30 protein-coding genes and 1 CRISPR repeat array are annotated in these 26,531 nt (G+C 32.2%); of the genes, 27 read left to right on the top strand and 3 right to left on the bottom strand.

The genetic code is table 11. The features are described from left to right. The first annotated feature begins 15 nt into the window (after positions 1 to 15). The 26 genes from ylxM to NK213_RS05075 all read left to right on the top strand — a co-directional run bounded on the left by ylxM (position 16) and on the right by NK213_RS05075 (position 24,187). The gene (gene ylxM, locus NK213_RS05200; RefSeq protein WP_253347433.1) at positions 16 to 342 is read left to right on the top strand and encodes a YlxM family DNA-binding protein; all 327 of its coding nucleotides are present in this window, start codon (positions 16 to 18) and stop codon (positions 340 to 342) included. A 48-nt stretch (positions 343 to 390) separates the two neighbouring features. After that, positions 391 to 1,725 (top strand): signal recognition particle protein, encoded by a 1,335-nt coding sequence (gene ffh / locus NK213_RS05195; RefSeq protein ID WP_253347431.1) that lies wholly within the window; start codon positions 391 to 393, stop codon positions 1,723 to 1,725. A gap of 40 nt (positions 1,726 to 1,765) precedes the next feature. Next, the gene (gene rpsP, locus NK213_RS05190; protein ID WP_253347427.1) at positions 1,766 to 2,035 is read left to right on the top strand and encodes a 30S ribosomal protein S16; all 270 of its coding nucleotides are present in this window, start codon (positions 1,766 to 1,768) and stop codon (positions 2,033 to 2,035) included. 229 nt (positions 2,036 to 2,264) lie between these two features. Beyond that, positions 2,265 to 2,522, top strand: a complete 258-nt coding sequence (locus NK213_RS05185) for a hypothetical protein (RefSeq protein ID WP_253347425.1) — start codon at positions 2,265 to 2,267, stop codon at positions 2,520 to 2,522. 36 nt (positions 2,523 to 2,558) lie between these two features. Further along, positions 2,559 to 2,732 carry a hypothetical protein gene (locus NK213_RS05180; RefSeq protein WP_253347417.1) on the top strand — a complete coding sequence of 58 codons (174 nt, stop codon included), beginning with the start codon at positions 2,559 to 2,561 and terminating at the stop codon, positions 2,730 to 2,732. 325 nt (positions 2,733 to 3,057) lie between these two features. Then, positions 3,058 to 3,426 carry a hypothetical protein gene (locus NK213_RS05175; protein WP_253347415.1) on the top strand — a complete coding sequence of 123 codons (369 nt, stop codon included), beginning with the start codon at positions 3,058 to 3,060 and terminating at the stop codon, positions 3,424 to 3,426. Next, positions 3,419 to 3,907, top strand: a complete 489-nt coding sequence (locus NK213_RS05170) for a hypothetical protein (protein WP_253347413.1) — start codon at positions 3,419 to 3,421, stop codon at positions 3,905 to 3,907. Before NK213_RS05175 ends, NK213_RS05170 begins: the two co-directional genes overlap by 8 nt. Positions 3,908 to 4,193: 286 nt before the next feature. Continuing rightward, the gene (locus NK213_RS05165; RefSeq protein WP_253347411.1) at positions 4,194 to 5,012 is read left to right on the top strand and encodes a transporter substrate-binding domain-containing protein; all 819 of its coding nucleotides are present in this window, start codon (positions 4,194 to 4,196) and stop codon (positions 5,010 to 5,012) included. Beyond that, on the top strand, positions 5,013 to 5,732 hold the full coding sequence (locus NK213_RS05160; RefSeq protein WP_253347410.1) for an amino acid ABC transporter permease: 720 nt from the start codon (positions 5,013 to 5,015) through the stop codon (positions 5,730 to 5,732). Further along, positions 5,729 to 6,451: an amino acid ABC transporter ATP-binding protein gene (locus tag NK213_RS05155; protein WP_253347408.1), complete on the top strand. Its 723-nt coding sequence runs from the start codon at positions 5,729 to 5,731 to the stop codon at positions 6,449 to 6,451. Before NK213_RS05160 ends, NK213_RS05155 begins: the two co-directional genes overlap by 4 nt. A 1,121-nt stretch (positions 6,452 to 7,572) precedes the next feature. Continuing rightward, complete coding sequence (locus tag NK213_RS05150; protein WP_253347406.1) at positions 7,573 to 8,490, top strand: hypothetical protein; 918 nt, start codon at positions 7,573 to 7,575, stop codon at positions 8,488 to 8,490. A 422-nt stretch (positions 8,491 to 8,912) separates the two neighbouring features. Continuing rightward, the gene (locus tag NK213_RS05145) at positions 8,913 to 9,533 is read left to right on the top strand and encodes an NUDIX hydrolase (protein WP_253347404.1); all 621 of its coding nucleotides are present in this window, start codon (positions 8,913 to 8,915) and stop codon (positions 9,531 to 9,533) included. Between the two features lie 18 nt (positions 9,534 to 9,551). After that, on the top strand, positions 9,552 to 10,151 hold the full coding sequence (locus tag NK213_RS05140) for a DUF2278 family protein (protein ID WP_253347402.1): 600 nt from the start codon (positions 9,552 to 9,554) through the stop codon (positions 10,149 to 10,151). Between the two features lie 95 nt (positions 10,152 to 10,246). Beyond that, on the top strand, positions 10,247 to 12,394 hold the full coding sequence (locus NK213_RS05135) for a heavy metal translocating P-type ATPase (protein WP_253347400.1): 2,148 nt from the start codon (positions 10,247 to 10,249) through the stop codon (positions 12,392 to 12,394). Positions 12,395 to 12,504: 110 nt separating this feature from the next. Then, the gene (locus NK213_RS05130) at positions 12,505 to 13,002 is read left to right on the top strand and encodes a hypothetical protein (RefSeq protein WP_253347398.1); all 498 of its coding nucleotides are present in this window, start codon (positions 12,505 to 12,507) and stop codon (positions 13,000 to 13,002) included. Between the two features lie 11 nt (positions 13,003 to 13,013). Beyond that, on the top strand, positions 13,014 to 13,175 hold the full coding sequence (locus NK213_RS05125; RefSeq protein ID WP_253347396.1) for a hypothetical protein: 162 nt from the start codon (positions 13,014 to 13,016) through the stop codon (positions 13,173 to 13,175). A gap of 75 nt (positions 13,176 to 13,250) precedes the next feature. Continuing rightward, on the top strand, positions 13,251 to 13,901 hold the full coding sequence (locus tag NK213_RS05120; protein ID WP_253347394.1) for a hypothetical protein: 651 nt from the start codon (positions 13,251 to 13,253) through the stop codon (positions 13,899 to 13,901). 14 nt (positions 13,902 to 13,915) lie between these two features. Beyond that, positions 13,916 to 14,470: a GTP cyclohydrolase I FolE gene (folE, locus tag NK213_RS05115; protein ID WP_253347392.1), complete on the top strand. Its 555-nt coding sequence runs from the start codon at positions 13,916 to 13,918 to the stop codon at positions 14,468 to 14,470. A 91-nt stretch (positions 14,471 to 14,561) separates the two neighbouring features. Beyond that, the gene (gene folK, locus NK213_RS05110) at positions 14,562 to 15,392 is read left to right on the top strand and encodes a 2-amino-4-hydroxy-6-hydroxymethyldihydropteridine diphosphokinase (protein ID WP_253347390.1); all 831 of its coding nucleotides are present in this window, start codon (positions 14,562 to 14,564) and stop codon (positions 15,390 to 15,392) included. 109 nt (positions 15,393 to 15,501) lie between these two features. Next, a CRISPR array of direct repeats spans positions 15,502 to 15,795; the repeat unit is 30 nt; unit sequence ATTTACATTCTAAAATAGTTATATTAACAC. 355 nt (positions 15,796 to 16,150) lie between these two features. Continuing rightward, a complete protein-coding gene (folP, locus tag NK213_RS05105; RefSeq protein ID WP_253347388.1) occupies positions 16,151 to 16,963 on the top strand; it encodes a dihydropteroate synthase in 813 nt (270 codons plus the stop codon). A 3-nt stretch (positions 16,964 to 16,966) separates the two neighbouring features. Next, positions 16,967 to 18,196 carry a folylpolyglutamate synthase/dihydrofolate synthase family protein gene (locus NK213_RS05100; RefSeq protein WP_253347386.1) on the top strand — a complete coding sequence of 410 codons (1,230 nt, stop codon included), beginning with the start codon at positions 16,967 to 16,969 and terminating at the stop codon, positions 18,194 to 18,196. A 73-nt stretch (positions 18,197 to 18,269) separates the two neighbouring features. Beyond that, positions 18,270 to 20,003, top strand: coding sequence for an ABC transporter ATP-binding protein (locus NK213_RS05095; protein ID WP_253347384.1), 1,734 nt, complete (start codon positions 18,270 to 18,272; stop codon positions 20,001 to 20,003). Further along, positions 20,000 to 21,844: an ABC transporter ATP-binding protein gene (locus NK213_RS05090; protein WP_253347382.1), complete on the top strand. Its 1,845-nt coding sequence runs from the start codon at positions 20,000 to 20,002 to the stop codon at positions 21,842 to 21,844. Before NK213_RS05095 ends, NK213_RS05090 begins: the two co-directional genes overlap by 4 nt. Before the next feature lie 24 nt (positions 21,845 to 21,868). Then, positions 21,869 to 22,693 carry a helix-turn-helix domain-containing protein gene (locus tag NK213_RS05085; RefSeq protein ID WP_253347380.1) on the top strand — a complete coding sequence of 275 codons (825 nt, stop codon included), beginning with the start codon at positions 21,869 to 21,871 and terminating at the stop codon, positions 22,691 to 22,693. Between the two features lie 53 nt (positions 22,694 to 22,746). Continuing rightward, complete coding sequence (locus NK213_RS05080; RefSeq protein ID WP_253347378.1) at positions 22,747 to 23,670, top strand: hypothetical protein; 924 nt, start codon at positions 22,747 to 22,749, stop codon at positions 23,668 to 23,670. Between the two features lie 205 nt (positions 23,671 to 23,875). Next, positions 23,876 to 24,187 (top strand): antibiotic biosynthesis monooxygenase, encoded by a 312-nt coding sequence (locus NK213_RS05075; RefSeq protein WP_253347376.1) that lies wholly within the window; start codon positions 23,876 to 23,878, stop codon positions 24,185 to 24,187. Positions 24,188 to 24,242: 55 nt separating this feature from the next. On the opposite strand, the gene NK213_RS05070 is transcribed toward NK213_RS05075, so the two are convergent. From NK213_RS05070 to NK213_RS05060, 3 genes are all read right to left on the bottom strand, one after another. Beyond that, positions 24,243 to 24,821, bottom strand: coding sequence for a phosphatase PAP2 family protein (locus tag NK213_RS05070; protein WP_253347369.1), 579 nt, complete (start codon positions 24,819 to 24,821; stop codon positions 24,243 to 24,245). Positions 24,822 to 24,840: 19 nt separating this feature from the next. After that, the gene (locus NK213_RS05065) at positions 24,841 to 25,158 is read right to left on the bottom strand and encodes a hypothetical protein (protein WP_253347364.1); all 318 of its coding nucleotides are present in this window, start codon (positions 25,156 to 25,158) and stop codon (positions 24,841 to 24,843) included. Between the two features lie 108 nt (positions 25,159 to 25,266). Beyond that, positions 25,267 to 25,605: a hypothetical protein gene (locus tag NK213_RS05060; protein ID WP_253347362.1), complete on the bottom strand. Its 339-nt coding sequence runs from the start codon at positions 25,603 to 25,605 to the stop codon at positions 25,267 to 25,269. A 188-nt stretch (positions 25,606 to 25,793) separates the two neighbouring features. On the opposite strand from NK213_RS05060, the gene NK213_RS05055 reads away from it, so the two are divergent. Continuing rightward, positions 25,794 to 26,477 carry an outer membrane beta-barrel protein gene (locus NK213_RS05055; RefSeq protein WP_253347360.1) on the top strand — a complete coding sequence of 228 codons (684 nt, stop codon included), beginning with the start codon at positions 25,794 to 25,796 and terminating at the stop codon, positions 26,475 to 26,477. Positions 26,478 to 26,531: the final 54 nt, after the last annotated feature.

Here is a 26,531-nt window from a genome sequence, read left to right as displayed (position 1 = left end):
ATAATAGTCTATGTTATGGATAAATTAGCCGATTTTTTAAAGTATTCAAATTTATTTTTTTACTATAAGAATTTATTTAGTAAAAAACAGAAAATATATCTGGAGCTGTATTTTGAAGAGGATTATTCCTTTAGTGAAATAGCCGAGGAATACGGTGTTACCAGACAAGCTGTTTTTGATAATATAAAAAGAGGTATGAAGCAGCTTGATGATTATGAAAATAAATTAAACATATACAAAAGAGATATGGAACTGAAAGATAAGCTTCAGGAACTGCGAAGCGGACTTTCAAGGGAAAAACTCGAAAGAATAATAGCAGAACTCGGATTTGACGAGGAATAGTCATTATGAGCGAAGTTAATAATAATGTGATAATTATGAGGTGTTTTAATGTTTAATAGTTTGGGAGACAGATTTCAGGACATCTTCAAGAAAGTAAGCGGTCAGGGCAGACTGACAGAAAGCAATATCAAAGATGCTTTAAGAGAAGTAAGACTTGCGTTGCTGGAGGCAGATGTCAACTATGGAGTGGCAAAGAATTTTGTAGCTAAAATAAGAGATAAGGCTGTGGGGGAAGAGGTAATTAAAGGTGTAAATCCTACCCAGCAGTTTGTAAAAATAGTAAATGACGAACTTGTAGAGGTACTCGGAGGAACAAATGTTACCATAGCAAAAGCTGCGAAGCCGCCTACAGTAGTAATGCTTACCGGATTACAGGGAGCAGGAAAGACTACTTTTTCGGCAAAGCTTGGTAAATACCTTAAGAAAAAAGGAGAAAAGCCTTTTTTGATAGGAGCCGATGTTTACAGACCAGCAGCTAAGAAGCAGATAAAAGTTCTCGGGGAACAAACAGGAATTCCGGCTTTTACAATAGATGAGAGTACAAATGTACTGGAAATATGTAAGGCTGGTATGGAAAAGGCAAAGGAAGAGAATGCTACTTATGTAATATTTGATACAGCAGGAAGACTTCACATAGACGAACAGCTTATGAATGAACTAAAAGAAGTAAAAAACAATTTTCATCCAGATGAAATACTTCTCGTGGTAGACGGTATGACAGGGCAGGATGCAGTAAATGTGGCAAAAACATTTAATGACGATCTTGATATAAGCGGTGTGGTACTTACGAAACTAGACGGAGATACAAGAGGCGGAGCCGCACTGTCCATTAAAGAAGTATCGGGAAAACCGATAAAATTTATCAGTGACGGGGAAAAACTTGACGATATGTCAGCTTTTCATCCTGACAGACTCGCATCAAGAATTCTTGGTATGGGAGATGTAGTGTCACTGGTAGAAAAAGCTCAGGAAGTAATTGATGAAGATGAAGCAAAGAAAATGGAAGAAAAGTTTCGTAAGAATCAATTTGATTTTGAAGATTTTCTGAAACAGTTTAAGATGATCAAGAAAATGGGATCTTTGGGAAATATTATGAAGCTCATACCTGGTGTGGATACAAGTGCCATAGATATGGCAATGGCTGAAAAAGAGATGAAAAAGGTAGAGGCCATAATATATTCCATGACAGTTCAGGAAAGAAGAGATCCGAAGCTTCTCAAAAACGGAGGCAGAAAAAAGAGAATCGCGAATGGAAGCGGAACAGACGTAACTGAGGTAAATAAGCTGATAAAACAGTATGAACAGATGAAACAGGTAATGAAAATGTTCAACAGCGGAGGAATTCCCGGAATGCCCGGAGGATTCAGAGGCAAGAAAAGATAATTAATAAAAATAATTAAATATATTTTGGAGGTAAAATAAAATGGTAAAATTAAGATTAACAAGATTAGGAAGAAGAAAAAAGCCTGTATATAGAATTGCAGCTATGGAAGAATTAACTCAAAGAGATGGTAAAGCTATTGCTTATTTAGGAACATATAACCCGCTTGTGGAAGAAGGAAAGCAAATAGAAATAAAAGAAGAAGAAGTTTTAAGATTCTTACAAAATGGTGCACAACCTACAAGAACAGTAAAAAGTATTCTTACTAAAGAAGGTATATGGGAAAAATTCCAAGCAACAAAAAAGAAATAATAAAATTTTATATTTAGATATTTTCGCCGGTGATGCATTTACCGGTGATTTTTTTTATAGAAATATTATGTTTTATTTTTAATTAATCTATAAATTAATCTATATTCTTAAATAATAAATTAATATAATGAGAAATAATAAAAATTTTATGAAAAATATAAAAATTTCATATACAAATAATTGCCTATATGATAAAATGTTTGTATATTAAATTAAAGGAGGCTTTTAAATGAATCAACTGGATGAAATATGTAAATTTTATGAGTACAAGCTAATGAAAATAATTTCTAGAAATATGATTGAGATCAAGAAAGAAGATAAATTTATTTCAATAGTAGCATATTATAACAATATGAAAATAGTAAATTTTAAGAGTTTTTCCTATAATGAAAGTAAAAAAATTGTTCCGCAGAATATTAGCAGTGACTTAATAATGGAATTGAAAAAATTTTATTTTAAGCATGATAAAAGTTTTGTGATCAATTAGGAATTGTTTTGATATTACAGTAAGGACGGTGAAAATATGGAAGATCATTTTGAAAATTACAATGTTAAAGAGCTAGGATGTCTGAATTGCGGAAAAGTACAAGAAATGAAAGTATTTGCAAGTGTAAAAAATGATAGTAAATATGAAACAGCAGTATGTCCGGATTGTGTAACATCGGAAGAGTCAAAAATGGAAAGAAGCATGAGATAAATATATAGTCAGTATCGGATTTTCCGGTGCTGTTTTTTTATGTCAGTTTATATGATTTTATTGTAATTTTTTTTAAGTGTAGAACTAGGTATACACCTTATCTTTGCATTTAGGAGAAAAATATTTTATAATAGAAAAATATAAGATAAGTGTAATATATTTTTTAAATATAGTTAATTGGTAGATGGTAATATAGGATGATAACAGAGATAGTTGATGAATTGCTTGGAACAGATAAATTATAATATTATTGAAATATACATAAAATAAAGAAGTTTTTTCAAAATAAATTTAATATAAATAAAAAATAGATGGGGGAATAAAAGTGCCGGAAAATAAAAAAATTGAATTGAAAAGATATTTACTTTCAGATTCTAATTATTTATCAGGTAAGCTGAAAGGAAAAGAAGCAAGAAAGGATTTAGAATTAGATAAATTTGATAAAAATAATGGCCATATGATTATTTTTATTTCTGAGGAAATAATAGGAATTGGATTTTCCTTCTTCCTAGGGTTGTTTAGTCCAAGTATAAAAAAGTTAGGAGAAAAAAAATTTAGAAAAAGATTTATTTTTGACTATGAAAATATACAAACAGAAAAATTAGTTAAGCTTGATGTAGAATACGGTATCAACAGAGTGCTGGAGGCAAGAACTTTTATTGATGTATTATTTGGAGTGATATGCAGTGGCTGAAATTAAGGATTATTTTGCTATGGCAGGTTTTTGTACCTTATTTTATAATATAGTCAATAATACAAGAATTCTTAACTTAGAAAAAAAGAGATACTGGTTTAGAACGCATATAATAAGAAATGACTTTAAGTATATTGATGATTATTTTTTAGAATTATTACTTGCTATAGAAAAATATAAAAACAATGAATTACGAATATGTGAATTCACCCTAAGAATAAAAACTGGAACGAGAAATTTAAAAGATCAGTTAACAATATTGAAATTTTTTAAATATAATAAATGGAGAGGAATTCATATAAAAATATATTCAATATTATTTGTAAAAAATATTTATGAAGACATACAAAATATGCTTACTGAGTTTGAAGAAAAAATATTTCTAAACCAAGGTAAAGAATTGGATATAGATTGGATTCAAGATGCAAAGAATAAGCTAAAAGAAGAACTTTACAGATATGAATTAAGGGATTACAGATAAAATAATAATGATATTATTAGTATTAGGTTGTATAATTTCCAATTTAGAACAGATACAAAATGTAAAATAGCAAAAAATAAAGATATCATGGACGGAGGAAGAAAATAAAAAATTCACATTATATTTCCTGCTTTGGAAAGAATAAAACGTAATCCTAAACATTAAACAATGTGATTATATAATGAATTGATATATATATTATATATTTAATGTTTTGACAGTTGTTTGTGTATGTGGTAAAATCTTTCTATAATATAATTTGGAAAGAGAGATATAGGAGGTAATTATGAAAGGTAAAATTTTAAAATTAGTTACAATATTATCATTATTTATGTTAATGCTGTCTTGCGGTTCAGATAAAAAAGAAGAGGCAAAACAAGAAGGCGCTGCAACAGAAGCTAAAGCTGATAATAAAGAAGTAAAAAAATATGTCATAGGGTCAGATGTGGCTTTCGCTCCTTTTGAATTCAAGAAAGACGGGAAATACGAAGGAATAGATATAGACATAGTTAATGAAATAGCAAAAGTCGAAGGTTTTGAAGTAGAGTGGAAACATATGGACTTCAGCGGTATTATCGGAGCAGTTCAGACTGGTCAGCTTGATGGTGCAATAGCCGGTATGACAATTAACGATGAAAGAAGAAAAACAGTAGATTTTTCAGATCCTTATTATGATACAGGAATCGTAGGAATAGTAAAAGCTGATAATACAGCTATTAATTCTCCTGATGACTTCAAAGATAAAAGATTAGCTGTGAAAAAAGGAACTACAGGGGCTGAATATGCCGAATCTGTGAAAGAGCAGTATAATGCCAAAGTTACTATATTCGAAGATACATCTACTATGATACAGGCAGTAATAAACGGACAGGCAGATGTAGCTTTTGATGATTTCCCGGTAATAGCATATGCGATTACACAGCAGAATCCTAAGCAGTTAAGAATAGCAACAGAAAGATTAAATACTGCACAATTTGGTTTTGCAGTGAAAAAAGGCGCTAATGAGGAATTATTGCAAAAATTCAATGACGGGCTTAAAAAGCTGAAAGAAAGTGGAAAATATCAGGAAATATTAGAAAAATATACAGGGAAGGCAGAAAAATAGATGAGTTTTATACAGAATGTAATAGATATAATAGCAAGTTCACATAAGGAGCTTCTGGACGGTCTTCGTCTAACGTTAATAATTACATTTTTTTCATTGATTTTTTCTACTTTAATAGGAATAGGTATTGGATATTTAAGATCACTTACCACAAAGCAAAAGAATTTTTATAACGTATTAATAAGAGTTTTACAGTTTCTGGCTAAGGAATATATAGATATAATAAGAGGAACGCCTTTGATCGTACAGGCTTTCTTCTTTTATCTCGCTTTAGTTCCCCTTATTATAAATCCTCTTATAAAGGTATGGCTTCCTACAGGTATGAGTGCCGAGGTAGCAGGGGTTATCATTATCAGCTTGAATGCAGGAGCATACATGGCTGAGATATTCAGAGGCGGAATTCAGGCAATAGACAAGGGACAGATGGAAGCTGCAAGAAGTTTGGGACTTCCTTATAAGCATGCCATGAGAAAGGTTGTTCTTCCTCAGGCAGTGAAGAATATGATTCCGGCAATATTAAACCAGTTTATAATTTCATTGAAGGATACATCGCTTCTGACAATTATAGGTGTATCGGAATTAACTGGAAACGGAAAAACAATTTCAGCAGCAAATTATAAGTATTTTGAAACATATCTGATTATTGGTGTAATGTATTATGTTATAATAAAGGTACTTTCTTTTGTATTCAGCAAAATTGAGGAGAAATTAAATGTATGATAAAAACAGTTGATATGACGAAAAAATTTGGTGATAACGAAGTTTTGACCAAACTTAACGTAGATGTGGAACAGGGAGAAGTAATCAGTATTATAGGGCCGTCAGGATCGGGAAAGAGTACATTCCTGAGATGTCTGAACGGACTGGAAACAATTACAGAGGGACATGTATACATTGACGAATTTGATATAGCAGGAAATGAACTTAATATAGATAAATTAAGAGAAAGAATAGGTATGGTTTTTCAGTCTTTTAATTTATTTCCACATTTGAAAGTGATAGATAATATAACCCTTGCTCTTGTTACACTGAAAAAAATGAAAAGAGAAGAAGCAAAGAAAGTAGCCAGAGAACTGCTGAATAAAGTAGGGCTGCTGGATAAAGAAAATGTATATCCGTCGAGCCTTTCAGGAGGACAGAAACAAAGGGTAGCTATAGCAAGAGCTCTTGCTATGAATCCTGAAGTTATGCTTTTTGATGAACCTACTTCAGCACTTGATCCGGAAATGGTAGGAGAAGTACTGCAGGTTATGAAAGATCTTGTAAAAGACGGTATGACAATGGTAGTAGTCACTCATGAAATGGGATTTGCCAGAGAAGTTTGCAACAGGGTAATTTTCATGGCAGACGGTAAAGTAGTGGAGGAAGGATCTCCTGATGACATATTTACCAATCCAAAACATGAAAGAACGAGAAATTTTCTTGAAAGTGTATTATAGCAAAAAATTATATAAACAAAAAAACCGCTGATTTTCAGCGGTTTTTTGCATTCAATAAATCCATAATTTTTTATATAATCTGAAAAAATTGTAATTCAAATTTTCCAAATTTTTTATTATTAATAAAAGTTAACATTTGAACTTTTGTATAATTAAATAGAGTTGAAGTATAGTATGAATATTCTTATATATTTTAATTTTTTAAATTTAAAAAGTAATTTGAATCAAAATCAGTAAAATAAATGTAAACAATTAATGTTTACAGATGAAAAAATATGTTGACAATTAAAATAGAAATATAATATAATTGATATGTCAATTACAATTGTTTAATAAAATTTATTATATATAAATTATGCCTGAATAATTCAGGGAAGCGTATGTAGCTTTGAAGACAAGTTGATAAGATCTTTGAAAAACAAACAATAATAGTGACTGACAATGTTAAATAAATATATATTTATTAAATAAAATATGAGGAGTTATTTTCAAAAATAATTAAATAGAATCTTCTAGTAAATTTTTGAAATTTGAAAGTAAGATTATATATATAGTGAAGTGTGGAATAGTTAAATAACTCATCTTTCAATATGTAAGAAAATAAAAAATTATAAATCTAGTCAAAATTAAATTTTGTAATCGATTACATTTTTGTATTAGGTATAATGTGCATTAAATAAAGGATTTGTAAAAATTTATGCATAAAAGGTAATAATTCAGAAAGTTGAAACAAATAGAAAATAAATGGGAGAACTATTTTGAAGAATAGTCAGGTTGGGTAAAAACAGTATATATTTTATATAAAATTTTCATAACATCATAGTTTAAATACATAATTTTTCTTTCAAGATACAAATAAAATACTAATAATATCAAAATACTGTTTGAAAAAATATAAATGTTTTTTATTTATTCTGGTTGTTTCAGTATCTGTTACAGCCTTTATACAATAATTAAAAAGAAAAGATTTATATTACGGGTTTTCTGTTTGTAAATGCAATTAAAATATTGGTTATTTTGAACAAAATTAAGATAAATAAATAAAAATTGGTTGAGAGTTAGCCTGGGACTCTGATAAAAAAATCTGGGAAAAGCTAAAAAATAATCTAGGGTGGTAGAATATGAAAGGGTATAGTGAAGAGAAAATAATAAAACAAATGCAGGAGCATTATAAAAAATATGGTAAGATAACAATAAAAAGTTTTGATAAAGATAAAAATACATGTTCATTTGAGACAGTTCAAAGGTATCTTGGAAGCTGGAGTAATGCTAAAATAAAAGCCGAAATAAATGATTACATAGAATACGAAGAAGAGAAATTAAAAGAGCTTATAAAAGAAAAAATAATTTCCGGCGAACTGAAACATATGTCTGCAATAGAAAGACTGAAAGGATTCCCCAGTTATAAATACTTAAAGACACTATGGTCTAAAGAGGAAATGGAAGAAATATTCGGGATAAGAATAAAGAAATTTGCATATTCAGCAGAAGAGGTTATAAGTATATATAATGAAATGAAAGAAAAATATGGTATAGTAACGCTTCCGCTGCTTAGAGAAGAGGCCGGAATGACACCGGGAGTGATAAGAAGACATTTTGGAACATGGAATAAATTTTTAGATTTTATGGGAGAAAAGCCGCGCCGTGTGCTGGCAAACGTAACACATACAAATGAAGAGTTAATAGAATTATATAAAAAATTATCATTTAAAATTGGAAAAGAGCAGTATGGTGCCACTTTGAGAGATTTGAAACAATATGATTTCCCATATTCAAAATCGGTAATATCCAGCCGATTTACAAGCATAAATAATTTGAGAAGAATTGCAGGATTCGATATAAAGAGGGATATAATTTCCAAATACAGCAAGCAGGGTTTAAAGCTTCAGCTTTATAAAAGCTATAAGAAGTATGGGAGAAGGCTGTCACAGGCTGAGATAGAAAAAGACGAGCTGCTTCCCAATCCTTCATCAATATTTTATCATTTTCAAACAACAAAAATAACTGAAGTTTGGGACGAAGTATTAAATAATAAATAACTGTCAATAATTTTTTTGTCAGATAAATTTTATGATATTTTTGATTTATAAAAATTGAATTTCGAATATATGACAAATAATATACTTATTTTCCTGTGTTTTCGAATTCAGCTATAAAATGAAAGTTTTTAAAAGATATTAAAAAAATAAAAATGTTAACATATAAAAAGTCGTTGGTATCTCAACGGCTTTTTTGAAACAGTTTTTTTATATTATTTTTACTGTGAATTAGAATTTTTTGTTTCATTTCTTCAATGTTAATATCTGCAATTGCTCTATTTTTTCTGAATTTAAAAGGCCGCGGCTTATCTTTTTATTATTCAAAAATTCTTAAATATGATTGTGAAAATAAAGACAAATTATAAAAGAATGTGATATAATATTATAAAAGTAACTGTTATATAAGGAAAGAGGTCTAAGGGATGGAAGAAAGAAAATGGCTCGGAGTTGCTAAAAAGCTGCAGGCAATAGCACAGGCCGGTCTGGAATACTCAAAAGATAAATACGATTTGGAAAGATTCGAGGAAATAAGAAAAGTAAGTATTGATATTATGGAAAGTTATACAGACATGGAAAGAGAGAAGATAAAACATCTTTTCGCAGGCGAGACAGGATATCAGACACCTAAAATAGATATAAGAGCGGCTGTTTTTCATGAAAATAAAATACTTATGGTAAAGGAAAAGCTGGATAACAGATGGTCTCTTCCCGGAGGATGGGCAGATATAGATCTTTCCCTTAAAGAAAATCTTATTAAAGAGGCTATGGAAGAAGCCGGAGCAAGAATTATTCCTGAGAGAATACTCGCAGTTTATGACAGAAACAGAAACACCAATATATTATTTCCGCATAGTGTTTACAAGATATTTGTACAATGTAAGTATCTGGAAAGCAGCTTTGTGGAAAATATTGAAACAGAAGAAACAGGATTCTTTTCAGCAGACAGGCTTCCGGAGCTTTCAGAAACAAGGAATACTGAATCACAGATAAAAATGTGCTTTGAATATAAAGATAATCCGTTTCATGAACCATATTTTGATTAATAGCTAAAGGGGAGATATATGGAAGATTACGTACTGTTAAAGGGGAAAATAACAGGAAAGTGGTACGATCTTGACAAAACTGCACATTATCACATTATTGCAGAAGTTTTGGGGAAAGAATATGATATAGCTGTAAATGTAGGCTCTGTGGAACGAAAATGGGGAAGCGATGAATTTAAGACATCAGAGCTTTTAGTTTATCATGATGAAAATTATAATAACAAAATTTTAGATAAAATAGTAGGTAAAAAATACGGCATTCATGTAGTAGAAAGAGATTTTGCACTTGATTATGTAAAAATGGATTTGTTTAATCCTGAAAAAATGATTTTAATGCCCACAATAGATACTAAAAAGACTTATCTTATAGAAGTTTTGGAAGATTATGTAACACGTTCAATGGATGAAGAGATGTATGATATATATGTATACGGCATGCTCTATGAAAATGAATCGGGAATTCATGATGTTCATATGAATCAGGGAAGTGAAAAACGATACAGACACAGAGACAGAGAATGGAGTGACGGTGCCTTATTTTTGCATAACCGGGAAAATTTCAGCTGGATTGCTGTTTTTTTAGCATTTAAAAATCAGGATTTTAATAGAAAAAAATAAAAAAAGTAATTGACAAACAGGTTTATTTATATTATACTTACAATATATGAACATATATTCATATGTATAAATGAATTATGAAAGGTGTGAGTTTTGTGAAGAAGTATATATTGAAGAACTTAGATTGTGCGAACTGTGCTGCTAAGCTGGAAAGGGAAATAAAAAAGTCATCTACGGTGAAGTCCGTCAGTGTGGACTTTGGAACTTTAACTATGCTTATAGACAGTACAGACCTTGAAAACGATTTGTCAATAGTAAATAAGATAGAGCCGGGAGTACAGCTGATAGAAGCAGTAAAAGGAATCTTTCCGAAAAAACAGAAAAGCGGAGAATGCTGCGGTGAAGACAGCCATGATCACGATCACGAACATAGTCATGAACATGGAGAGAGTGGCGGCGACGAACTGAAGAAAGAAAAAATAAAAATAGCAGCTGCCATTATCTTGATGATAGGCGGTTTTATAACAAAAGACAATATGATTATATCGAATATATTATTTGTTTTTTCTTATGCAATTGTGGGATATTCGGTAATAATGAAAGCAATAAAAAATCTTTTAAAAGGAAACCCGTTTGACGAATTCTTTCTTATGAGTTTTGCTACACTTGCTGCATTTTTCATAAATCAGTTCTCAGAAGCAGCGGGAGTAATGATTTTTTACAGCGTAGGGGAACTATTACAGGAAATATCGGTAAATAATTCGAGAAAATCAATAAAATCACTGCTTGAACTAAAACCGGAATATGCTAATCTGGAAACTGCCGATGGATTGAAAACAGTAAATCCCGAAACAGTGGAACTAAATAACATTATAGTAGTAAAGCCCGGTGAAAAAATACCTTTGGACGGAGAGATTACAGAGGGAAAAACACAGCTTGATACGTCAGCACTTACAGGGGAATCAGTACCAAGGTCATATGCCGCCGGAGATAATGTAATGGCAGGAATGATAAATACTTCGGGACTGATTAAAATAAAAGTAACAAAATTATTTAATGAATCATCAGTATTCAAAATTTTGGAAATGGTAGAAAATGCTTCACATAAAAAAGCAGAAACAGAAAAATTTATTACGAAATTCGCAAGATATTATACTCCGGCAGTAGTAATACTGGCAGTTTTAGTAGCTGTAATACCGCCGTTATTCTTTAATCAGTTATTTTCAGAGTGGTTATACAGGGCAATAGTCCTTCTTGTTATATCGTGTCCATGTGCATTGGTACTAAGCATACCTTTGGGATATTTCGCAGGAATAGGGAGAGCTGCCAAAAACGGTATTCTTGTAAAAGGCTCTACATTCTTTGATGTTATTAATGACTTAAATATAATAATGCTGGATAAAACAGGGACTATTACAAAGGGTATCTTTGAAGTAGCAGATATGGAAATCGCCGGAGATATGGAAAGGGATAAGTTTCTGGAATACGCGGCGTTAGGAGAAGCTAACTCTAATCATCCGATAGCAAAATCAATAGTGGCTTATTACAATCAAAAGCCTGATTTAAGCAGAATTACAGATTATGAGGAAATAAGCGGAAACGGAATAAAAGCAAAGATAGACGGTAAAGAAATATTACTGGGTAATTCAAAACTGATGAAGTCACATAATATAGAATTTAGTGAAAAGCAGGATTACGGTACAATAGTTTATATGAGTATAGACGGGAAATATACAGGGAATCTATTAATAAAAGATATGATAAAAGAAGATTCAGAAGATGCTGTGGAAAAACTGCATGAAGTAGGAATAGAAAAACTAGTAATGCTTACAGGCGATAATGAGGTAGTGGCTGAAAATGTAGCGAAAACAGTAGGAATAGATTCTTACTACGCCAATCTTCTTCCAGAAGGAAAAGTAGAGAAACTGGAAGAAGAGATGAGAAAAGCCGGGGTCGGTAAGAAAGTAGCATTTGTGGGTGACGGAATAAATGATGCACCGGTACTTGCAAGGGCGGATGTAGGTATAGCCATGGGCGGACTTGGCTCTGATGCAGCAATAGAAACAGCAGATGTAGTTCTTATAGATGATAAAATTTCTAAAATCGCCGATCTGGTTAAAATATCCAAGAAAACAAGAAGAATACTAATAGAAAATATTATATTTATTCTTTTGATAAAAGGAATATTCATAGTTTTGGGAGTATTCGGACTTGCAAATATGTGGGAAGCAGTATTTGCAGATGTAGGAACGGCATTACTTGCAGTGTTTAATGCAATGAGAATATTGAAAGGGAAGTATTAAACTGATATAATATAAAAGTAGATTAAAATAATTTTATATAGTAAAATATAACCTGGGAAATTTACACTTTTCCCGGGTTATTTTATAAAAATATGATTTTGGGAGGTTTTATGGAGAGTGGTTATCCAAAAGCAATACAGAAATTTCAAAATAATGTACTAAAATTAAAAAGTATTGTTTCTATAGAAAGCGGTGTAGAAAATCTGGAAGGAATAACAGGTGAAGCATTGGGACTTTTTGACTATGCACATCTGCCCCATGCAGCATTGTCAAGAACTAATGGTGGTTTGGAAAATGAGGTATTATGTCAGTTTGAGTTTTTTATTGAAAAATCTGAAGCCGGTCTTGATTCTCTGGAATTTATATCATGGTTTTTTAGGGATCAGGCAAGGGGAGGTAAAAGAGTACAGGTGAGACCGTTTGCGCTGCCGCCTGATACCGCCTATGGAAGACAGTTTGGCAGTACTCTGAGATTTCATATTGATATATTTCAGGATAATATCACTGAAACATTAGATCCTTTATTTGAAAATATAGAGGAGATTAACAAAGTTTTTGAATTTGCTGTTCAGGCATATAAAATTCCTGTAAAAGAATATAAAAGTTAATGGGGGGTAAAATGAAAAGAAAAGTCAGGGAAATAATAAGAATAGATGCTTTTTACAGAAGAGAAAATATAGAATTTTTAGAAAACTCTATAAATGAAATTGAAAATGGAAAAACAGTAAGAAAAACATTTGAGGAATTAAAATTCGTAGCAGAGGAAATCCGAAATAATTAATTTACCATTGTTTTTTATACAGGCATATAGTAAAATAAAAGATGAAAGTAGAAATTCCAAAAAATAGGAGGAACAATGAAAAAGTATAGAAATATTGTTTTGGCATTAAGTGTGGTTTTACTGTTAAACTCATGCCTTGTTACCACTGCAGTGGGAACTGTAGCCGGAGCTGCCGTAGAGGTAGTGAAACTTCCGTTTAAACTAATCGGGGGAATCATTAATATTATAAACGGAAGCAACAGAGATAAAGAGATAGAAAAAGTCGGTATGTCAAAGTATGAGAAGAAAGTTTCTGAAATAATGGAGAGAAAGAAAGAAACACAGACTTTTGGTAACTTCAGTATATATAGTTACAAAGATCTGGAATTCCGTGCTGTGAAATCTTCAGGAAATGAGCAGCCTATGCAGCTTGTGGATAAGAAATCCAATATAAAATTCTCATTTACACTGACTTTAATAAGCGGTGCAGATGTGGCATCAAAAATAAGCCAGCTGGAAAGCACAGAAGGAGTAACAAAAATTTCTGAAAGACAGTCAGGCGGTATGACTGTAAGAGAGTATATTATGAAAGTAAATAATACAAAAGACAAAAAAATAGAAAATTATAATCTGACAGGTTATGAGAAAAACGGTCAGGTGCTTTTATATCAATATCTGGTATCTAATGATACTGCATATGATGTAGAGGAAGTATTATATAATGATTTGGTAAATAATACATTTTAACAATCGGAGAGTTTATGGACAGGAAAAATCTGGAAAAACTGACATACGAAATGCTTGTGGAAATAGGCGAGGATGTGAGCAGAGAGGGCTTGAAAGATACACCGAAAAGAATACCTGTAGTATACGGAGAGATTTTTTCGGGTATGGGGAAAAAGCCTGAGGATATTGTAAAAAAAGTTTTTACTGTTGAAAAAAATAATATAGTAATTGAAAAAAACATTGATTTTTATTCAATGTGTGAACATGATCTTCTGCCGTTTTTCGGACAGATTCATGTGGCATATATACCTGACGGGAAAGTATTGGGCTTCGGGGATATTATTAAAATAACAGAGTTATATTCAAAAAGACTTCAGATTCAGGAACGGCTCACAAATGAAATTTGTGATGCAATTGCTGATCTGACAAATTGTCAGGGAGTAATGGTAATAGTAAAAGCAAGGCATTTGTGCATAGAGATGAAAGGAAGTAGAAAAGCTAATTCAGAAATAGTTACAAGTGCTGTAAACGGTATTTTCGAAAAAGAAGAATCCAAGAAAAGTGAAGTTTTGGCGTTATTAAGTATTTAGCACTTTCTTTCTCGGTATATTAGCGAGTGAAGAAGAACAGTGTTTTTAGCGTAATTCATACAGTAGCAAAATAAACATTAGGAGGAAAAAATTGGCTGTAAAAGACAAAATATACATAAAAGATCTGGAAATAATAGCATATCACGGGGTATTAAAAGAGGAAAAAGAATTGGGACAAAGATTTTTTATCTCTCTTGAGATACAGACTGACTTTAGGGAAGCCGGGAAAAATGATGATCTGACCAAGACAATCAGTTATGCAGAGGTATGTGACGATATAGAAAAAATATTTCTGACAGCCAAATATAACCTTATTGAAAAGTGTGCCGAGGAAATAGCAGAGTGTCTACTGGAAAAATACACAAGGATTAAAGAATTAAAGGTAAAAATAAAAAAGCCGTGGGCTCCTATAAGAAAGGCTATAGATCATGTGGCTGTGGAAATAGTCAGAGGACGGCATAAAGTATATATTTCCCTTGGTTCAAATATGGGAGATAAGGAAAAGAATCTTAATGATGCACTTGATAAGATTAAGGAAATTTCAGGAACAAAAGTTAGTAAAGTATCAGGCTTTATAGTGACAAAACCTTTCGGGTACACAGATCAGGATGATTTTTTGAATGCTGTGGCAGAGCTGGAAACGCTTCTTATGCCGGAAGAGCTTTTGAAAGAGCTTCTTGCTGCGGAACAGGAGCTGGGAAGGGTAAGGGAAATAAAATGGGGTCCTCGTCTGATAGATTTGGATATATTGATATTTGATGATGAGGTAATAGATGAGGATAATCTTACAATCCCGCATCCGTGGATGAGTGAAAGAATGTTTGTGTTAGAGCCTTTCGCTGAGATAGCACCTAATGTGGTTCATCCGCTCAGCCGTAAAAGGATAAGGGAACTTAAGAGTGAGCTTGAGAAAAATTTATAATAAATAAAAAAGAGAGTTTTGTGCTTTAGGTAATAGCACGGCTCTCTTTTTGTTTTGGGGGTGTGGATTTTAAGTAAAAAATATTTTCTTGTAGTTAGAAAATATTTAGATTTATATTCTAGGATAGTTATATTAACACGGCTATAAAACCTTTTGGGAGAGTAAAGAAAGATATATTTACATTCTAAGATAGTTATATTAACACCGATCTGTACTTTATTTTGACCCTGCACCTTTTTTAGATTTACATTCTAAAATAGTTATATTAACACCACGCAGAGCGAAACGGAAAACGCTTCGATTATTAATTTACATTCTAAAATAGTTATATTAACACTATAAGATCACTCACAGGAGATATTCAAGAAAGCTTATTTACATTCTAAAATAGTTATATTAACACCCTCACGTCTACAAACCATTTATTTATTATACCTCAAATAAACATTTCTGTCGATCAATTTTTTTCGTCTGTTTAAAACATGACATAAACATGTCACAGTTATGGAAAAAATATACTTTATGTCTTATAAAATATGATGTTGTCGATCTCAGGTGATTTTAACCATATCACCGATCAACATAAAAAATCTCATAAACTATCAGTAAAAAATAATATATTCCACTTATATGAAATTCATCAATCAAAAGCATAAAATATATTTAAACAGTTAAAATATTATAGAAACATAGTTTTATAAAAACATAAGATATGATAGAATATAAAAAGATTTATAGTTATACCAAGGAGCAGAATTATGATATTAAAATTCAGAAATAAAGAGCTGGAATTTGGAAAAAGAACATTAATAATGGGGATTTTGAATATTACTCCCGATTCATTCTCAGATGGCGGGGATAACTTTAATATTCAAAATGCAGTGGAACATGCTCTGCAAATGATAAAAGACGGTGCAGACATTATAGATATAGGCGGAGAATCTACAAGACCGGGAAGTGAACTAGTAAGTGAAGAGGAAGAATTAAAAAGGGTTATTCCTGTAATAAAAGAACTTTCCAAAGTAACAGATATCCCAATATCAATAGATACATACAAAGCTGCAGTGGCAGAAGAAGCGATCCTCGCAGGAGCAGACATAATAAATGACATATGGGGACTGCAAGGTGATGCGAAGATGGCAGAAACAGCAGCAAAATATAATGTACCTGTAATAGCAATGCATAATCATGACGGACATGAGTATAACAGAGACATTATGGAAGAAATGAAGATTTTTTTTGACAAGACTTTTGAAATTGGGGAAAATGCTGGTATTCCAAGAGAAAATATAATACTTGATCCGGGAATAGGCTTTGGGAAAGTTTATGAGCAAAATATCGAGGTATTAAGAAGACTGGAGGAGCTGTCAGCACTTGGAAGAGTCCTTCTGGGTACTTCAAGAAAATCAACGCTCGGGAAAATACTCGATCTGCCACCAAAGGAAAGAACGGAAGGGACGCTTGCCACTACAGTGATAGGAATACAAAAGGGTGCGGATATAGTGAGAGTTCACGATGTGCTTGAAAATAAAAGATGTGCAATGGTAGCAGATGCCATATTAAGGAAGTAAAACATGGATAAGAAAAAAAATCTGGATTCCGTGGATAAATTTAAAATAAAATTAGGACTTGAAAATATGGAAAAAGCGATGAAAAGTCTTGGGAATCCTGAAAAAAACTATAAAATAATTCATATTGCAGGAACGAATGGAAAAGGGTCTGCGGCGGCTTTTTTGGAAGCAGGTCTGTTAGCAGCAGGCTACAGAACAGGAAAGTATACCTCACCTGAAATATATCGTTTTAACGAGAGAATAACAGTAAACGGTATAGAGATAAATGATGAGGATGTGGATATTTATTATGAAAAAATAAATAAAGTTTTGGAAGAAAATAATATAGAACTAACATACTTTGAAGTAACAACAGCAATGATGTTTTTATATATGAAAGAGAAGAATATAGATTATCTTGTGCTGGAAACAGGTCTTGGCGGAAGAACAGACGCTACAAATACAGTGGCTCCTGTTATTTCACTTATAACAAATATTTCATTTGATCACATGGAATTTTTGGGAAATACTTTAAGGGAGATAGCACATGAAAAGGCAGGAATTATAAAAAAGGACGTGCCTGTTTTTTTTTCAGACAGCAAACAAGAGCTGCTTTTGGAGATAAAAGCAAAGACAGACAATTATGTTAATGTTTTGGAAAAGTATAATTTTAATAATGAGAGTGTTGAGCTTGATAAAAAGAAACTAAAAACTATAGTAAAGATTAACGGCAAAGAGTTCAGACTGTCATTGTTCGGGAAATTTCAGGGAAAGAATTTTTTACTGGCATATGAGGCATTGAGATATCTGGGAATAGATGATGAAATAATTACGAAATCATGTCTGAAAGCTGTCTGGCAGGGAAGATTTCAGATAATTTCGGAAAATCCCTTTATAATACTGGACGGAGCACATAATAAGGATTCAGCAGCAGTGCTTTCAGAGAATCTGGCGGAAGTTTTTCCTGACAGGGAACTGGTCTTTATTATTTCTATTTTGAAAGATAAAGATAATGATTCTGTATTGGAAGAGCTGGCAAAAGCTTCAGATTATGCAGTTTTCACCGGAATAAACAATAATCGCGGTCAGAATTCCGAAGAAATGTACAATAGAGGCAAAGATTATTTCGAACATTCATATGCGGAAAGCACTCTGGAATCCGCATTAGAAAAAGCAGAAAGCCTGAATAAAAAGGCAGTAGTAATCTGCGGTTCTTTTTTTCTTTTGAAAGAATATAAAAAGTCAGATATTTAGAGGGAAATTATTTGAAAAATATGTTATATAAAAAATAAAAAATGGGGAAATTGTGTGGAGAGAAAGGAAAACTATGAAAGAATTGCTAAAATATATAAAGCCTTATAAAAAAGAGGTTATAATGGCGGTATCTCTGGTATTTCTCGAAGTAATAGCAGAGGTGACAATGCCGAAACTAATGTCAAAAATCGTAAATATTTATCTGCCGGAAAAAAATATGAATAAAATTATTCAGATAGGTCTGATCATGGTACTTATAACAGTGGTGAGTTCTGTGGGCGGAATACTGAGTACATGGTTTGCGAGCAAAGTATCACAATGGTTCTGCGCTGATGTAAAAGAGGCAGCCTATAAGAAAATTATGGGGTTTTCTGCGGGAAATATCGATCACTTTACTACGCCGTCACTTATTACAAGGCTTACTTCAGATATAAATACATTACAGACTATTATTCAAACATTTTTGAGGCTTGTGGTAAGGGCGCCGATATTATTTTTGGGGAGTATATTTTTTGCAGTAACCATAAATAAAAGTCTTACAATGGTTTTTGTTGTTATTTTTCCTATACTGATACTCGCACTTTCGATTATTATAATAAAAAGTATACCGATGTTCAGCCAGATTCAGCTTAAACTTGATAAACTAAACGGAATACTCAGGGAAAGCCTTGTAGGAGCAAGAGTAATCAGGGCCTTTGTAAGAGAAGATTACGAAAATGAAAAATTTCAGGGAGCAAATAAGGAATACATGGACATTTCCGTAAAAGCAAACAGAAGAACCGGTTTAATAATGCCTGTAATGATGTTTCTGATAAATACAGCTATTATTATGATACTCTGGATAGGAGGAAACGGAGTATATGACGGCAGTATACAGGTGGGAGATATTATAGCCTTTATTACTTATTCTTTTCAGATATTATTTTCATTGCTTCTTGTGGCATTTTTACTGATGATGACTTCAAGGGCAAAAGTGTCGGGAACCCGTCTTAATGAAATACTCACAAGAGATGAGAGTATAAGCAGTACAGGGGAGGATACAGGGTATACAGCCCTTAATAAGGGAATAGAATTTGAGAAAGTATATTTCAGCTATAAAAAAGATGATAAAGAATCTTTGAAAGATATAAGTTTTTATATAAAAAGCGGAGAAAGTGTGGGAATAATAGGCGGGACAGGTTCGGGGAAAACTACTATAATCAGTCTTTTGATCCGTTATTATGATGTAAGCAGGGGAAGTATAAAATTTGACGGGACTGATATAAGGGAGATACCGCTGAAAAAATTAAGAGGAAGTATCGGGCTGGTGAGACAGCAAGATACGCTTCTTGCGGGAAGTATAGAGGAAAATATCAGGTTCGGAAATGAGAAAGCTGATTTTGAAGATATAAAAAAGGCGGCAAAAGCTGCACAGGCAGAAGAATTCATAGAAAAGATGCCTGAAAAGTACAACACGCTTATAGGACAAAAAGGTGCAGGACTTTCTGTGGGCCAGAAACAAAGAATGTATATAGCAAGAGCTTTGGTAAAAAAGCCTTCTATTTTACTTCTTGATGATTCTTCATCTGCATTGGACATGAAAACAGAGGCTAAATTACAGAATGAACTAAAGCATCTGGACTTTAAATGTACAAAAATAATAGTAGCACAAAGAATAAGTTCTGTACGGGATCTGGATAAAATAATCGTTTTGGAAAAAGGAAGAATTGCAGGGACAGGGACACATGAATATCTTCTGGAAAGCAACAGTGTCTACAAAGAGATATATGATTCACAGATAGAAAGTAAGGAAGAGGGAGAACAATGAGTGATAATAACACTCCGAGAGCAGGGGCAGGACCCGGCTTTGGAAGAAGATCAAGAAATATGGCTTTCCCCGTGGAAAAATTAAGTAAGGAAGAAGTAAAAGTAAATATAAAAAGAATAGTTTCCCTTCTTATACCTTATAAAATAAGACTTGTATTTTTGGTATTGTTTATTCTCGGGAGTACAGCTGCAACAATAGTGGCACCGATATTTATAGGGAAGATAATAGATAAAGGGATAGTACAGAGAAATCCCGGAGAACTGGTCAAGTATCTTTCTATTCTGGCTTCAATTTATTTAGTCGGAGTAATTTCATCATGGTTTCAGATGTATACTGTGGCTGCGGTTTCTCAGGCAGCGATAAAAGACTTGAGAAACAGACTTTTTGACAAGCTGACAAAGCTCTCGCCAAGATTTTTTGACACGCATACTTCGGGGGAACTAATGAGCCGTCTCACCAATGATATTGATCAGATAGGAAATACTCTTTCACAGAGTATAACACAGGTAATAACAGGAACACTTACGCTAGTCGGGGTACTTGTTTCTATGATAAGCCTGAATATCTTTCTTACGATAGTGACTGTAATAACAGTACCTTTGAGCATGATTTCAATAAGAAAAATAACAAAGAAAAGTCAGAATTATTTTCTTGTACAGCAAAAAAGCCTTGGAGAACTAAACAGTCTTATAGAGGAAAGCATCACGGCACAGGCTACTATAAAATCAAACCTCAGGGAAGATAGCATGTTTGAAAAATTTTCAGAAACAAACAGAAAACTCCGTGATGTAGGAAGACTGGCACAAATGCTGTCAGGAATGATAATGCCTTTGATGACAATGATAAATAATCTGTCCTATGTGCTTATAGCAGTTTTCGGCGGTTTGATGTCGCTTGCAGGATTTATAAGTGTAGGAATGATAGGAACTTTCGTAAGTTATTCAAGACAGTTCGGACAGCCGATAAATCAGCTTTCATCACAGCTGAATCAGCTTCAGGTGGCTATAGCGAGTTCGAGCAGGGTTTTTGAGATATTGAATACAGAAATTGAAATTACTGATGAGCTGGGAACAGAGGATTTGAATACTGAAATAGAAAATATAGAGTTTGAAAATGTTTCATTTTCTTATGTTGAAGGGAAGAAGGTACTTGATGATATTTCCTTTAGTGTAAAAAAAGGTGAAACTGTGGCTCTGGTGGGACCCACAGGTGTGGGAAAGACTACTATAATAAATCTTCTTATGCGTTTTTATGATATAAAAGACGGTGAGATAAAGGTCAACGGAAAAAATATCAAGAATATAAAATTAGACAGCCTTCGTAAAAAAATAGGAATAGTTTTACAGGAAACTGTATTATTTATGGGGACTGTAAGCGATAATATCAGGTTCGGTAATCTTAATGCTGATGATCAGGAGATAAAGGAAGCGGCATATAAGGCTAATGCCGATGATTTTATAAATCTGCTGAAAGAGGAATATGACACAGAATTAAGAGATGACGGGGAGAATCTGAGTTCCGGGCAGAGGCAGCTTCTGTCCATAGCCAGAACTATTCTTTCTGATCCTGATGTGCTTATACTTGATGAAGCTACAAGTAATGTAGATACAAGAACAGAAAAGAAAATACAGCAGGCTATGAAAAATCTTATGGCGGGAAGAATAAATATTGTTATTGCACACAGACTCAGCACCATAAGGGAAGCAACGAGAATTTTGGTGCTGAAAGAGGGAAAAATAGCGGAAACAGGCACACACAGTGAACTTCTCGAGAAACAAGGAGAATACTATAATATTTATAATTCGCAGTTTGCCGGTGAGATGGAAGAAGAAATTTCATAATACAGGGAAGGAGTGATTTTATTTATGAGTCTGATTAGGAAGTATAGTGTAAAAAACAGTATATTAAAACATTTTATAAAGTTTTACTGGCTTATGGAAAGTGATCTTGAAATCAACATAGATAATAAGCTCCTTCCTGTTAATAATACTGATATAATTATTAATTATTCAAAACCCGTTATTTATGAAAAAGACGGAAAAATCACTGTTCCTCACAGAGTTCATTTTAACGGGATCAGGAGCAGAGCCGAGACAGTAAAACAGAAAGGCAGAATAAAAGTTTTTGGTATTTCTTTTTATCCTCACGGGATATATCCTTTGCTAAAAGTTCCTTTAAGGGAGTTTACAGGGAAAATATCAGATTTGGGTGATATTCTCGGGGACTTTTCCAGACTTATTGCTGATATAATGGCAGATAGTAATTTTACCGTGGAAGAGCGGATCAGGGTAATGGAGGAGATCATACTTGAAGAAATGGACTATGAGTGTCTGAGTGATGTGGAAAGGAAGATATTTGAGACCTTTTATATAAGTACGGAAAATATAAAAGACTTTTGTGAAAAATCAGGGATTAATATTAAGTATCTGGAACGCCTGTTTTCCAGATATACAGGGGTGACACCGAAGATTTTCAGCCGTATTACCAGATTTCAGAGGGTAAGCGGTGCGATATTATACGGCGGGAATTATAATAATCTCACTGAACTGGCTTATGACGGGGAATATTATGATCAGACACATTTTATAAAGGAATTCAGGGAATTCAGCGGAGTCACGCCGGGAGAATTTTTAGCTGATAAAAAAAGTAATTTTAAAATTAATATTCCAAAGATAAATTATTTAGACTAAAAACTTTTTTTATGTTATACTTTTTTGTGATTTAAAACTTAAAGGAGTTACAAATGTTTGTTATTTTTGGAATAAAGCAATTGCATATAAATGTTCCTGTTTATTTTATTAAAATCTTAATAGGAGCATTATTTTTATTTCAGATATATTGTATACCTGTATTTGCTTATACAAATAAAAGGACTGTCGTATTGTATGAAAATGGAATAATGGTGGAAGTGATGCTTCCTGACGGCGTTACAAATATAGACAGGCTTCGTGATAATCACATTTCGATGAAACTTGACGGTGTATATATCAGTCTTAGTATAGAGAGTGATACGGTAAAGAATAGGCTTAAGATAGATGAGAAAGTGTATAAGAATCTGAAAAAAGAAAAACCAGATACTACATTTTATGAGAAAATGCCGGATATAGTAATAAAAAATAATAAACTCTCTTCCGTTAAAACTATTTATGCTGATAATGTAACTATTGACGGATTTGGAAAATTAAATAATCGCTATATTTATAGTGTGTACATAAGGGGAAATGAGGATATTTCCCTTGAAATACTTAGAAAATTTGCTGTATTTGAAATTACAAAAACTAAGTTTAAATATGCTGAATACCCCTTATTTCTGGGGGCAATGCTGTTTTTAATCGGAATGTTGATGATTATCTCTCAGGTTATAAAAAAGAATTTTTGGAAGAAATCAACCGGAGTTATAACCGATTATACTTATGGGGTTTATGTAATAACTTTTTCTATAATATATATTTTAGAAAATGATGAAATAATAGAGTCTGATTTTAGTGTCAGACGTATGGGTGCTTATTCATATTTACAAAAAGAAGGGGAAGAAGTTGAGATATCTTATTCAAAAAGGAATCCGAAAAAAGTCGATATATTATCTAGTAAAGCAGATATAATAGAAGGGATATTTATCTTGTGTTTAGCTATGATAGTGTTTTATCTTGTAATATTTAAATTTTAAAATAGAAATAAATAAAATAATAAACTTTTTATTCTGATTATTTTGAATGTATAAGAAAAAAGTTTTGTAATAAAAGGCATAAAACAAAGAAAATTATGTCTTTTTTTATTGCTGTACCGAAAAGATACATATATTTATGTCTATTATTTACTATCTCAAAAAAACATTTCTTTGTATACTGTAATTAAAAAAACAGGAGGCAATAATGAAAATAATAACTGAAATAGTAAATTTGGAATCGAAACAGGAAATAACAGAAAAAGATTTCACAGAGATAATCAACAAACTGGAAACAAACTTTCACTCGTTACAGGAAGGGTTTATTGATACTGAATTACTGCATACAGAAGGGACGAACTGCTGGGTTATGATTCAGCACTGGAATTCATTAGAGGATATGAAAAAATCTTCTTCAGCTATGTTTAAAGATACAGCAACAGAAGAGTTTAGAAATTCTATAAATCCAAAAAATATACATATAAAAATTTATGAACAAAAAGGAACGTGGCAAAAATAAAAGGGAAAATAAAAGCTGTCCTGATAAAAATGATTAAGCGGACAGCTTTTTTCTATTAGTCTGAAATAATGTTTTTTATTGCGAATACAGCTTTTATTATTGCACTTTTGATATATAAAAAATTGATTTTTCTATATATTAAAAAGAATAAATAAGCTGTTCCCATTCCTAAAAATACACCGCCGACAATATCCCAGAAATAATGAACATTCAGATATATTCTGGAAAAGGCTATTCCGAAAGAAAGAATAAATATGAAAAGCCTGTACGGGAGTTTGAAAAATAAAAAGATGCCTAATACTGTAAAGGCAACAGCTGTGTGAGACGACGGGAACGAGTGTGTACCCGAAGTCTCCACAAGCACTCTCAAATCCGGGAAAGTGTGAAACGGTCTTGGTCTGTCAAATAAATTTTTCAGCACTTTATTTCCGATCAGCATTGTTGTAGGGACTGCTAATACAATAACACCTGCATATTTTCTTGAATTCGTAAATATCAGCATTACAGAAATAACAGCAATCCATATAAGACCGTCATTTCCAAGGAAAGAGAAGATCAGCATAACAATGTCCAAAATAGGATTTTCTATATTGTTCATTAGGTTTAGAACATATAAATCAATTGTATAAAACATATTTTCTCCTTGGAAATATTTAGAAATAACTGTTAACAATTACATTTTTTCCCTTAGCTTCGCTTTTAGCTGTTTTTTCAATTTGTTTTACATAATTATTGAAAACATTTTTGCTGAAACTGCTTTTTTCTCTGTAAGAATCGTCATCTACCTTCACTTTTACATAAATAGTATTTCCCTGTTCATGAACATCAAAATCAAGTTCAATATATCTTGAATTATCCGAAATATAACCGTACTTTGCTTCAAGCGTATCCTCTATATGATCCTCAAGGTATGTGTCTGCAAAAGAAAAAGCTCCCAGTATTACAATTAAACATAAAATCATTTTTTTCATTTTATTACCTCCGCTATAATTATTATAAATAAAGTTTAAGTGTTTCTATTATAAGTTAACCATGTGTTCTTTTTGTATCCTTTTTATAAAAAAATTCTGTGTGAATATTTAAAAGTAACTATTGATAACTACATTTTTTCCTTTTGAATTGCTTTTTACAGTTTCTTCGACCTGTTTTATGCAATTATCAAAAATACTCTTATTAAACTCGGTCTTGGCAATATAAAAATCATCATCTACTTTTACATTGACATAAACGTTCTTTCCTTGTTTATGGACGTCAAAATCAAGTTCAAGATATTTTGAATCATCTGAAGTATAGCCGTACTTTGCTTCCAGAAGATCTTCCATTTTTTCTTCAAGTATCGGGCCTGAAAATACAAAATATGCGAAAGCTGCTGTTAGACACGTACATGTAAATATAAAGACAAGGATAAGTTTTTTCATTTTGTTACCTCCATTATAAATATACTGAATAAAACCGATTAGTTAATTGTAATTCAGATGTGTATCCATTGTATGTCCATTTTTGCAAAAAAAGATTTAAAAATGGATATATAAAGAACATATGCGGAATATATAATTTTTTTAACAACATCCAATAAAAAATAAACAAGAAATTATAGGAGGGAAATATGAAAAAATTAATATTAGCAGGAATAATACTGGCTGGGATAAGTTCTTTTGCAGATGAAGTAAATATCAGGGGAGGACTTAATGCAGGAAACTGGTATAGTGAAATAGGAGGATTTAATACAGGTAAATCTGATGATTTAGGATTTGAATTTACTGTGGAATATATGAAAGAAGTAGTTCCAAATTTTAAATTAGGAATAGGAACCGGTTATCAGGCTAATCCAAAGGCAGAAGGGAAGAATACGGAAACTGAATATTATGTGAGTCCCGGTGTAGAATATGAGGCTAAAAAAGGATTTGAAGATAAAAAATACTATGACAGCATACCGATATATATAACAGGTAAGTATGAATTTCCTATAAATGACAACTGGGGTGCTTATGCAAAAGTAAATGTGGGTTATTCATTTAATCTGGAAAAAGATGATGCCGGATGGGAAGATTATGCGAGATACGAAATAAATGATGTGGAGCAGCCGCCGATTTATTCAAACTCAAAAAGCTACGAAACAAAGATAAATGACGGATTTTATTATGCAGTAGGCGGAGGAGTAAAGTATAAAAGCTTTTTTGCAGATATTATGTATCAGACTACATTTGCAGATATAGAGGTTAACGGAGAAAAAGATAATCTTGATTATTCCAGAGTAACTCTTGGTGTGGGATATTGTTTCGGATTTTAGATATTAGTACAGGAACAGAATAAAAGGAAGGGACAAATTACTTCCTTTCTTTTG

This window comes from Sebaldella sp. S0638, assembly GCF_024158605.1.
Taxonomy (GTDB): domain Bacteria; phylum Fusobacteriota; class Fusobacteriia; order Fusobacteriales; family Leptotrichiaceae; genus Sebaldella.
The sequence above is the reverse complement of the archived record's forward strand: the minus strand, read 5'-3'. Positions and strand labels throughout refer to the sequence as shown.

What these genes read in the sequence shown, in the direction of transcription:
- ylxM (WP_253347433.1), top strand. Translation starts at nt 16, where the DNA reads ATGGATAAATTAGCCGATTTTTTAAAGTATTCAAATTTATTTTTTTAC.
- ffh (WP_253347431.1), top strand. Translation starts at nt 391, where the DNA reads ATGTTTAATAGTTTGGGAGACAGATTTCAGGACATCTTCAAGAAAGTA.
- rpsP (WP_253347427.1), top strand. Translation starts at nt 1,766, where the DNA reads ATGGTAAAATTAAGATTAACAAGATTAGGAAGAAGAAAAAAGCCTGTA.
- NK213_RS05185 (WP_253347425.1), top strand. Translation starts at nt 2,265, where the DNA reads ATGAATCAACTGGATGAAATATGTAAATTTTATGAGTACAAGCTAATG.
- NK213_RS05180 (WP_253347417.1), top strand. Translation starts at nt 2,559, where the DNA reads ATGGAAGATCATTTTGAAAATTACAATGTTAAAGAGCTAGGATGTCTG.
- NK213_RS05165 (WP_253347411.1), top strand. Translation starts at nt 4,194, where the DNA reads ATGAAAGGTAAAATTTTAAAATTAGTTACAATATTATCATTATTTATG.
- NK213_RS05160 (WP_253347410.1), top strand. Translation starts at nt 5,013, where the DNA reads ATGAGTTTTATACAGAATGTAATAGATATAATAGCAAGTTCACATAAG.
- NK213_RS05155 (WP_253347408.1), top strand. Translation starts at nt 5,729, where the DNA reads ATGATAAAAACAGTTGATATGACGAAAAAATTTGGTGATAACGAAGTT.
- NK213_RS05150 (WP_253347406.1), top strand. Translation starts at nt 7,573, where the DNA reads ATGAAAGGGTATAGTGAAGAGAAAATAATAAAACAAATGCAGGAGCAT.
- NK213_RS05145 (WP_253347404.1), top strand. Translation starts at nt 8,913, where the DNA reads ATGGAAGAAAGAAAATGGCTCGGAGTTGCTAAAAAGCTGCAGGCAATA.
- NK213_RS05140 (WP_253347402.1), top strand. Translation starts at nt 9,552, where the DNA reads ATGGAAGATTACGTACTGTTAAAGGGGAAAATAACAGGAAAGTGGTAC.
- NK213_RS05130 (WP_253347398.1), top strand. Translation starts at nt 12,505, where the DNA reads ATGGAGAGTGGTTATCCAAAAGCAATACAGAAATTTCAAAATAATGTA.
- NK213_RS05125 (WP_253347396.1), top strand. Translation starts at nt 13,014, where the DNA reads ATGAAAAGAAAAGTCAGGGAAATAATAAGAATAGATGCTTTTTACAGA.
- NK213_RS05120 (WP_253347394.1), top strand. Translation starts at nt 13,251, where the DNA reads ATGAAAAAGTATAGAAATATTGTTTTGGCATTAAGTGTGGTTTTACTG.
- folE (WP_253347392.1), top strand. Translation starts at nt 13,916, where the DNA reads ATGGACAGGAAAAATCTGGAAAAACTGACATACGAAATGCTTGTGGAA.
- folP (WP_253347388.1), top strand. Translation starts at nt 16,151, where the DNA reads ATGATATTAAAATTCAGAAATAAAGAGCTGGAATTTGGAAAAAGAACA.
- NK213_RS05100 (WP_253347386.1), top strand. Translation starts at nt 16,967, where the DNA reads ATGGATAAGAAAAAAAATCTGGATTCCGTGGATAAATTTAAAATAAAA.
- NK213_RS05095 (WP_253347384.1), top strand. Translation starts at nt 18,270, where the DNA reads ATGAAAGAATTGCTAAAATATATAAAGCCTTATAAAAAAGAGGTTATA.
- NK213_RS05090 (WP_253347382.1), top strand. Translation starts at nt 20,000, where the DNA reads ATGAGTGATAATAACACTCCGAGAGCAGGGGCAGGACCCGGCTTTGGA.
- NK213_RS05085 (WP_253347380.1), top strand. Translation starts at nt 21,869, where the DNA reads ATGAGTCTGATTAGGAAGTATAGTGTAAAAAACAGTATATTAAAACAT.
- NK213_RS05080 (WP_253347378.1), top strand. Translation starts at nt 22,747, where the DNA reads ATGTTTGTTATTTTTGGAATAAAGCAATTGCATATAAATGTTCCTGTT.
- NK213_RS05075 (WP_253347376.1), top strand. Translation starts at nt 23,876, where the DNA reads ATGAAAATAATAACTGAAATAGTAAATTTGGAATCGAAACAGGAAATA.
- NK213_RS05070 (WP_253347369.1), bottom strand. Translation starts at nt 24,821, where the DNA reads ATGTTTTATACAATTGATTTATATGTTCTAAACCTAATGAACAATATA.
- NK213_RS05065 (WP_253347364.1), bottom strand. Translation starts at nt 25,158, where the DNA reads ATGAAAAAAATGATTTTATGTTTAATTGTAATACTGGGAGCTTTTTCT.
- NK213_RS05060 (WP_253347362.1), bottom strand. Translation starts at nt 25,605, where the DNA reads ATGAAAAAACTTATCCTTGTCTTTATATTTACATGTACGTGTCTAACA.
- NK213_RS05055 (WP_253347360.1), top strand. Translation starts at nt 25,794, where the DNA reads ATGAAAAAATTAATATTAGCAGGAATAATACTGGCTGGGATAAGTTCT.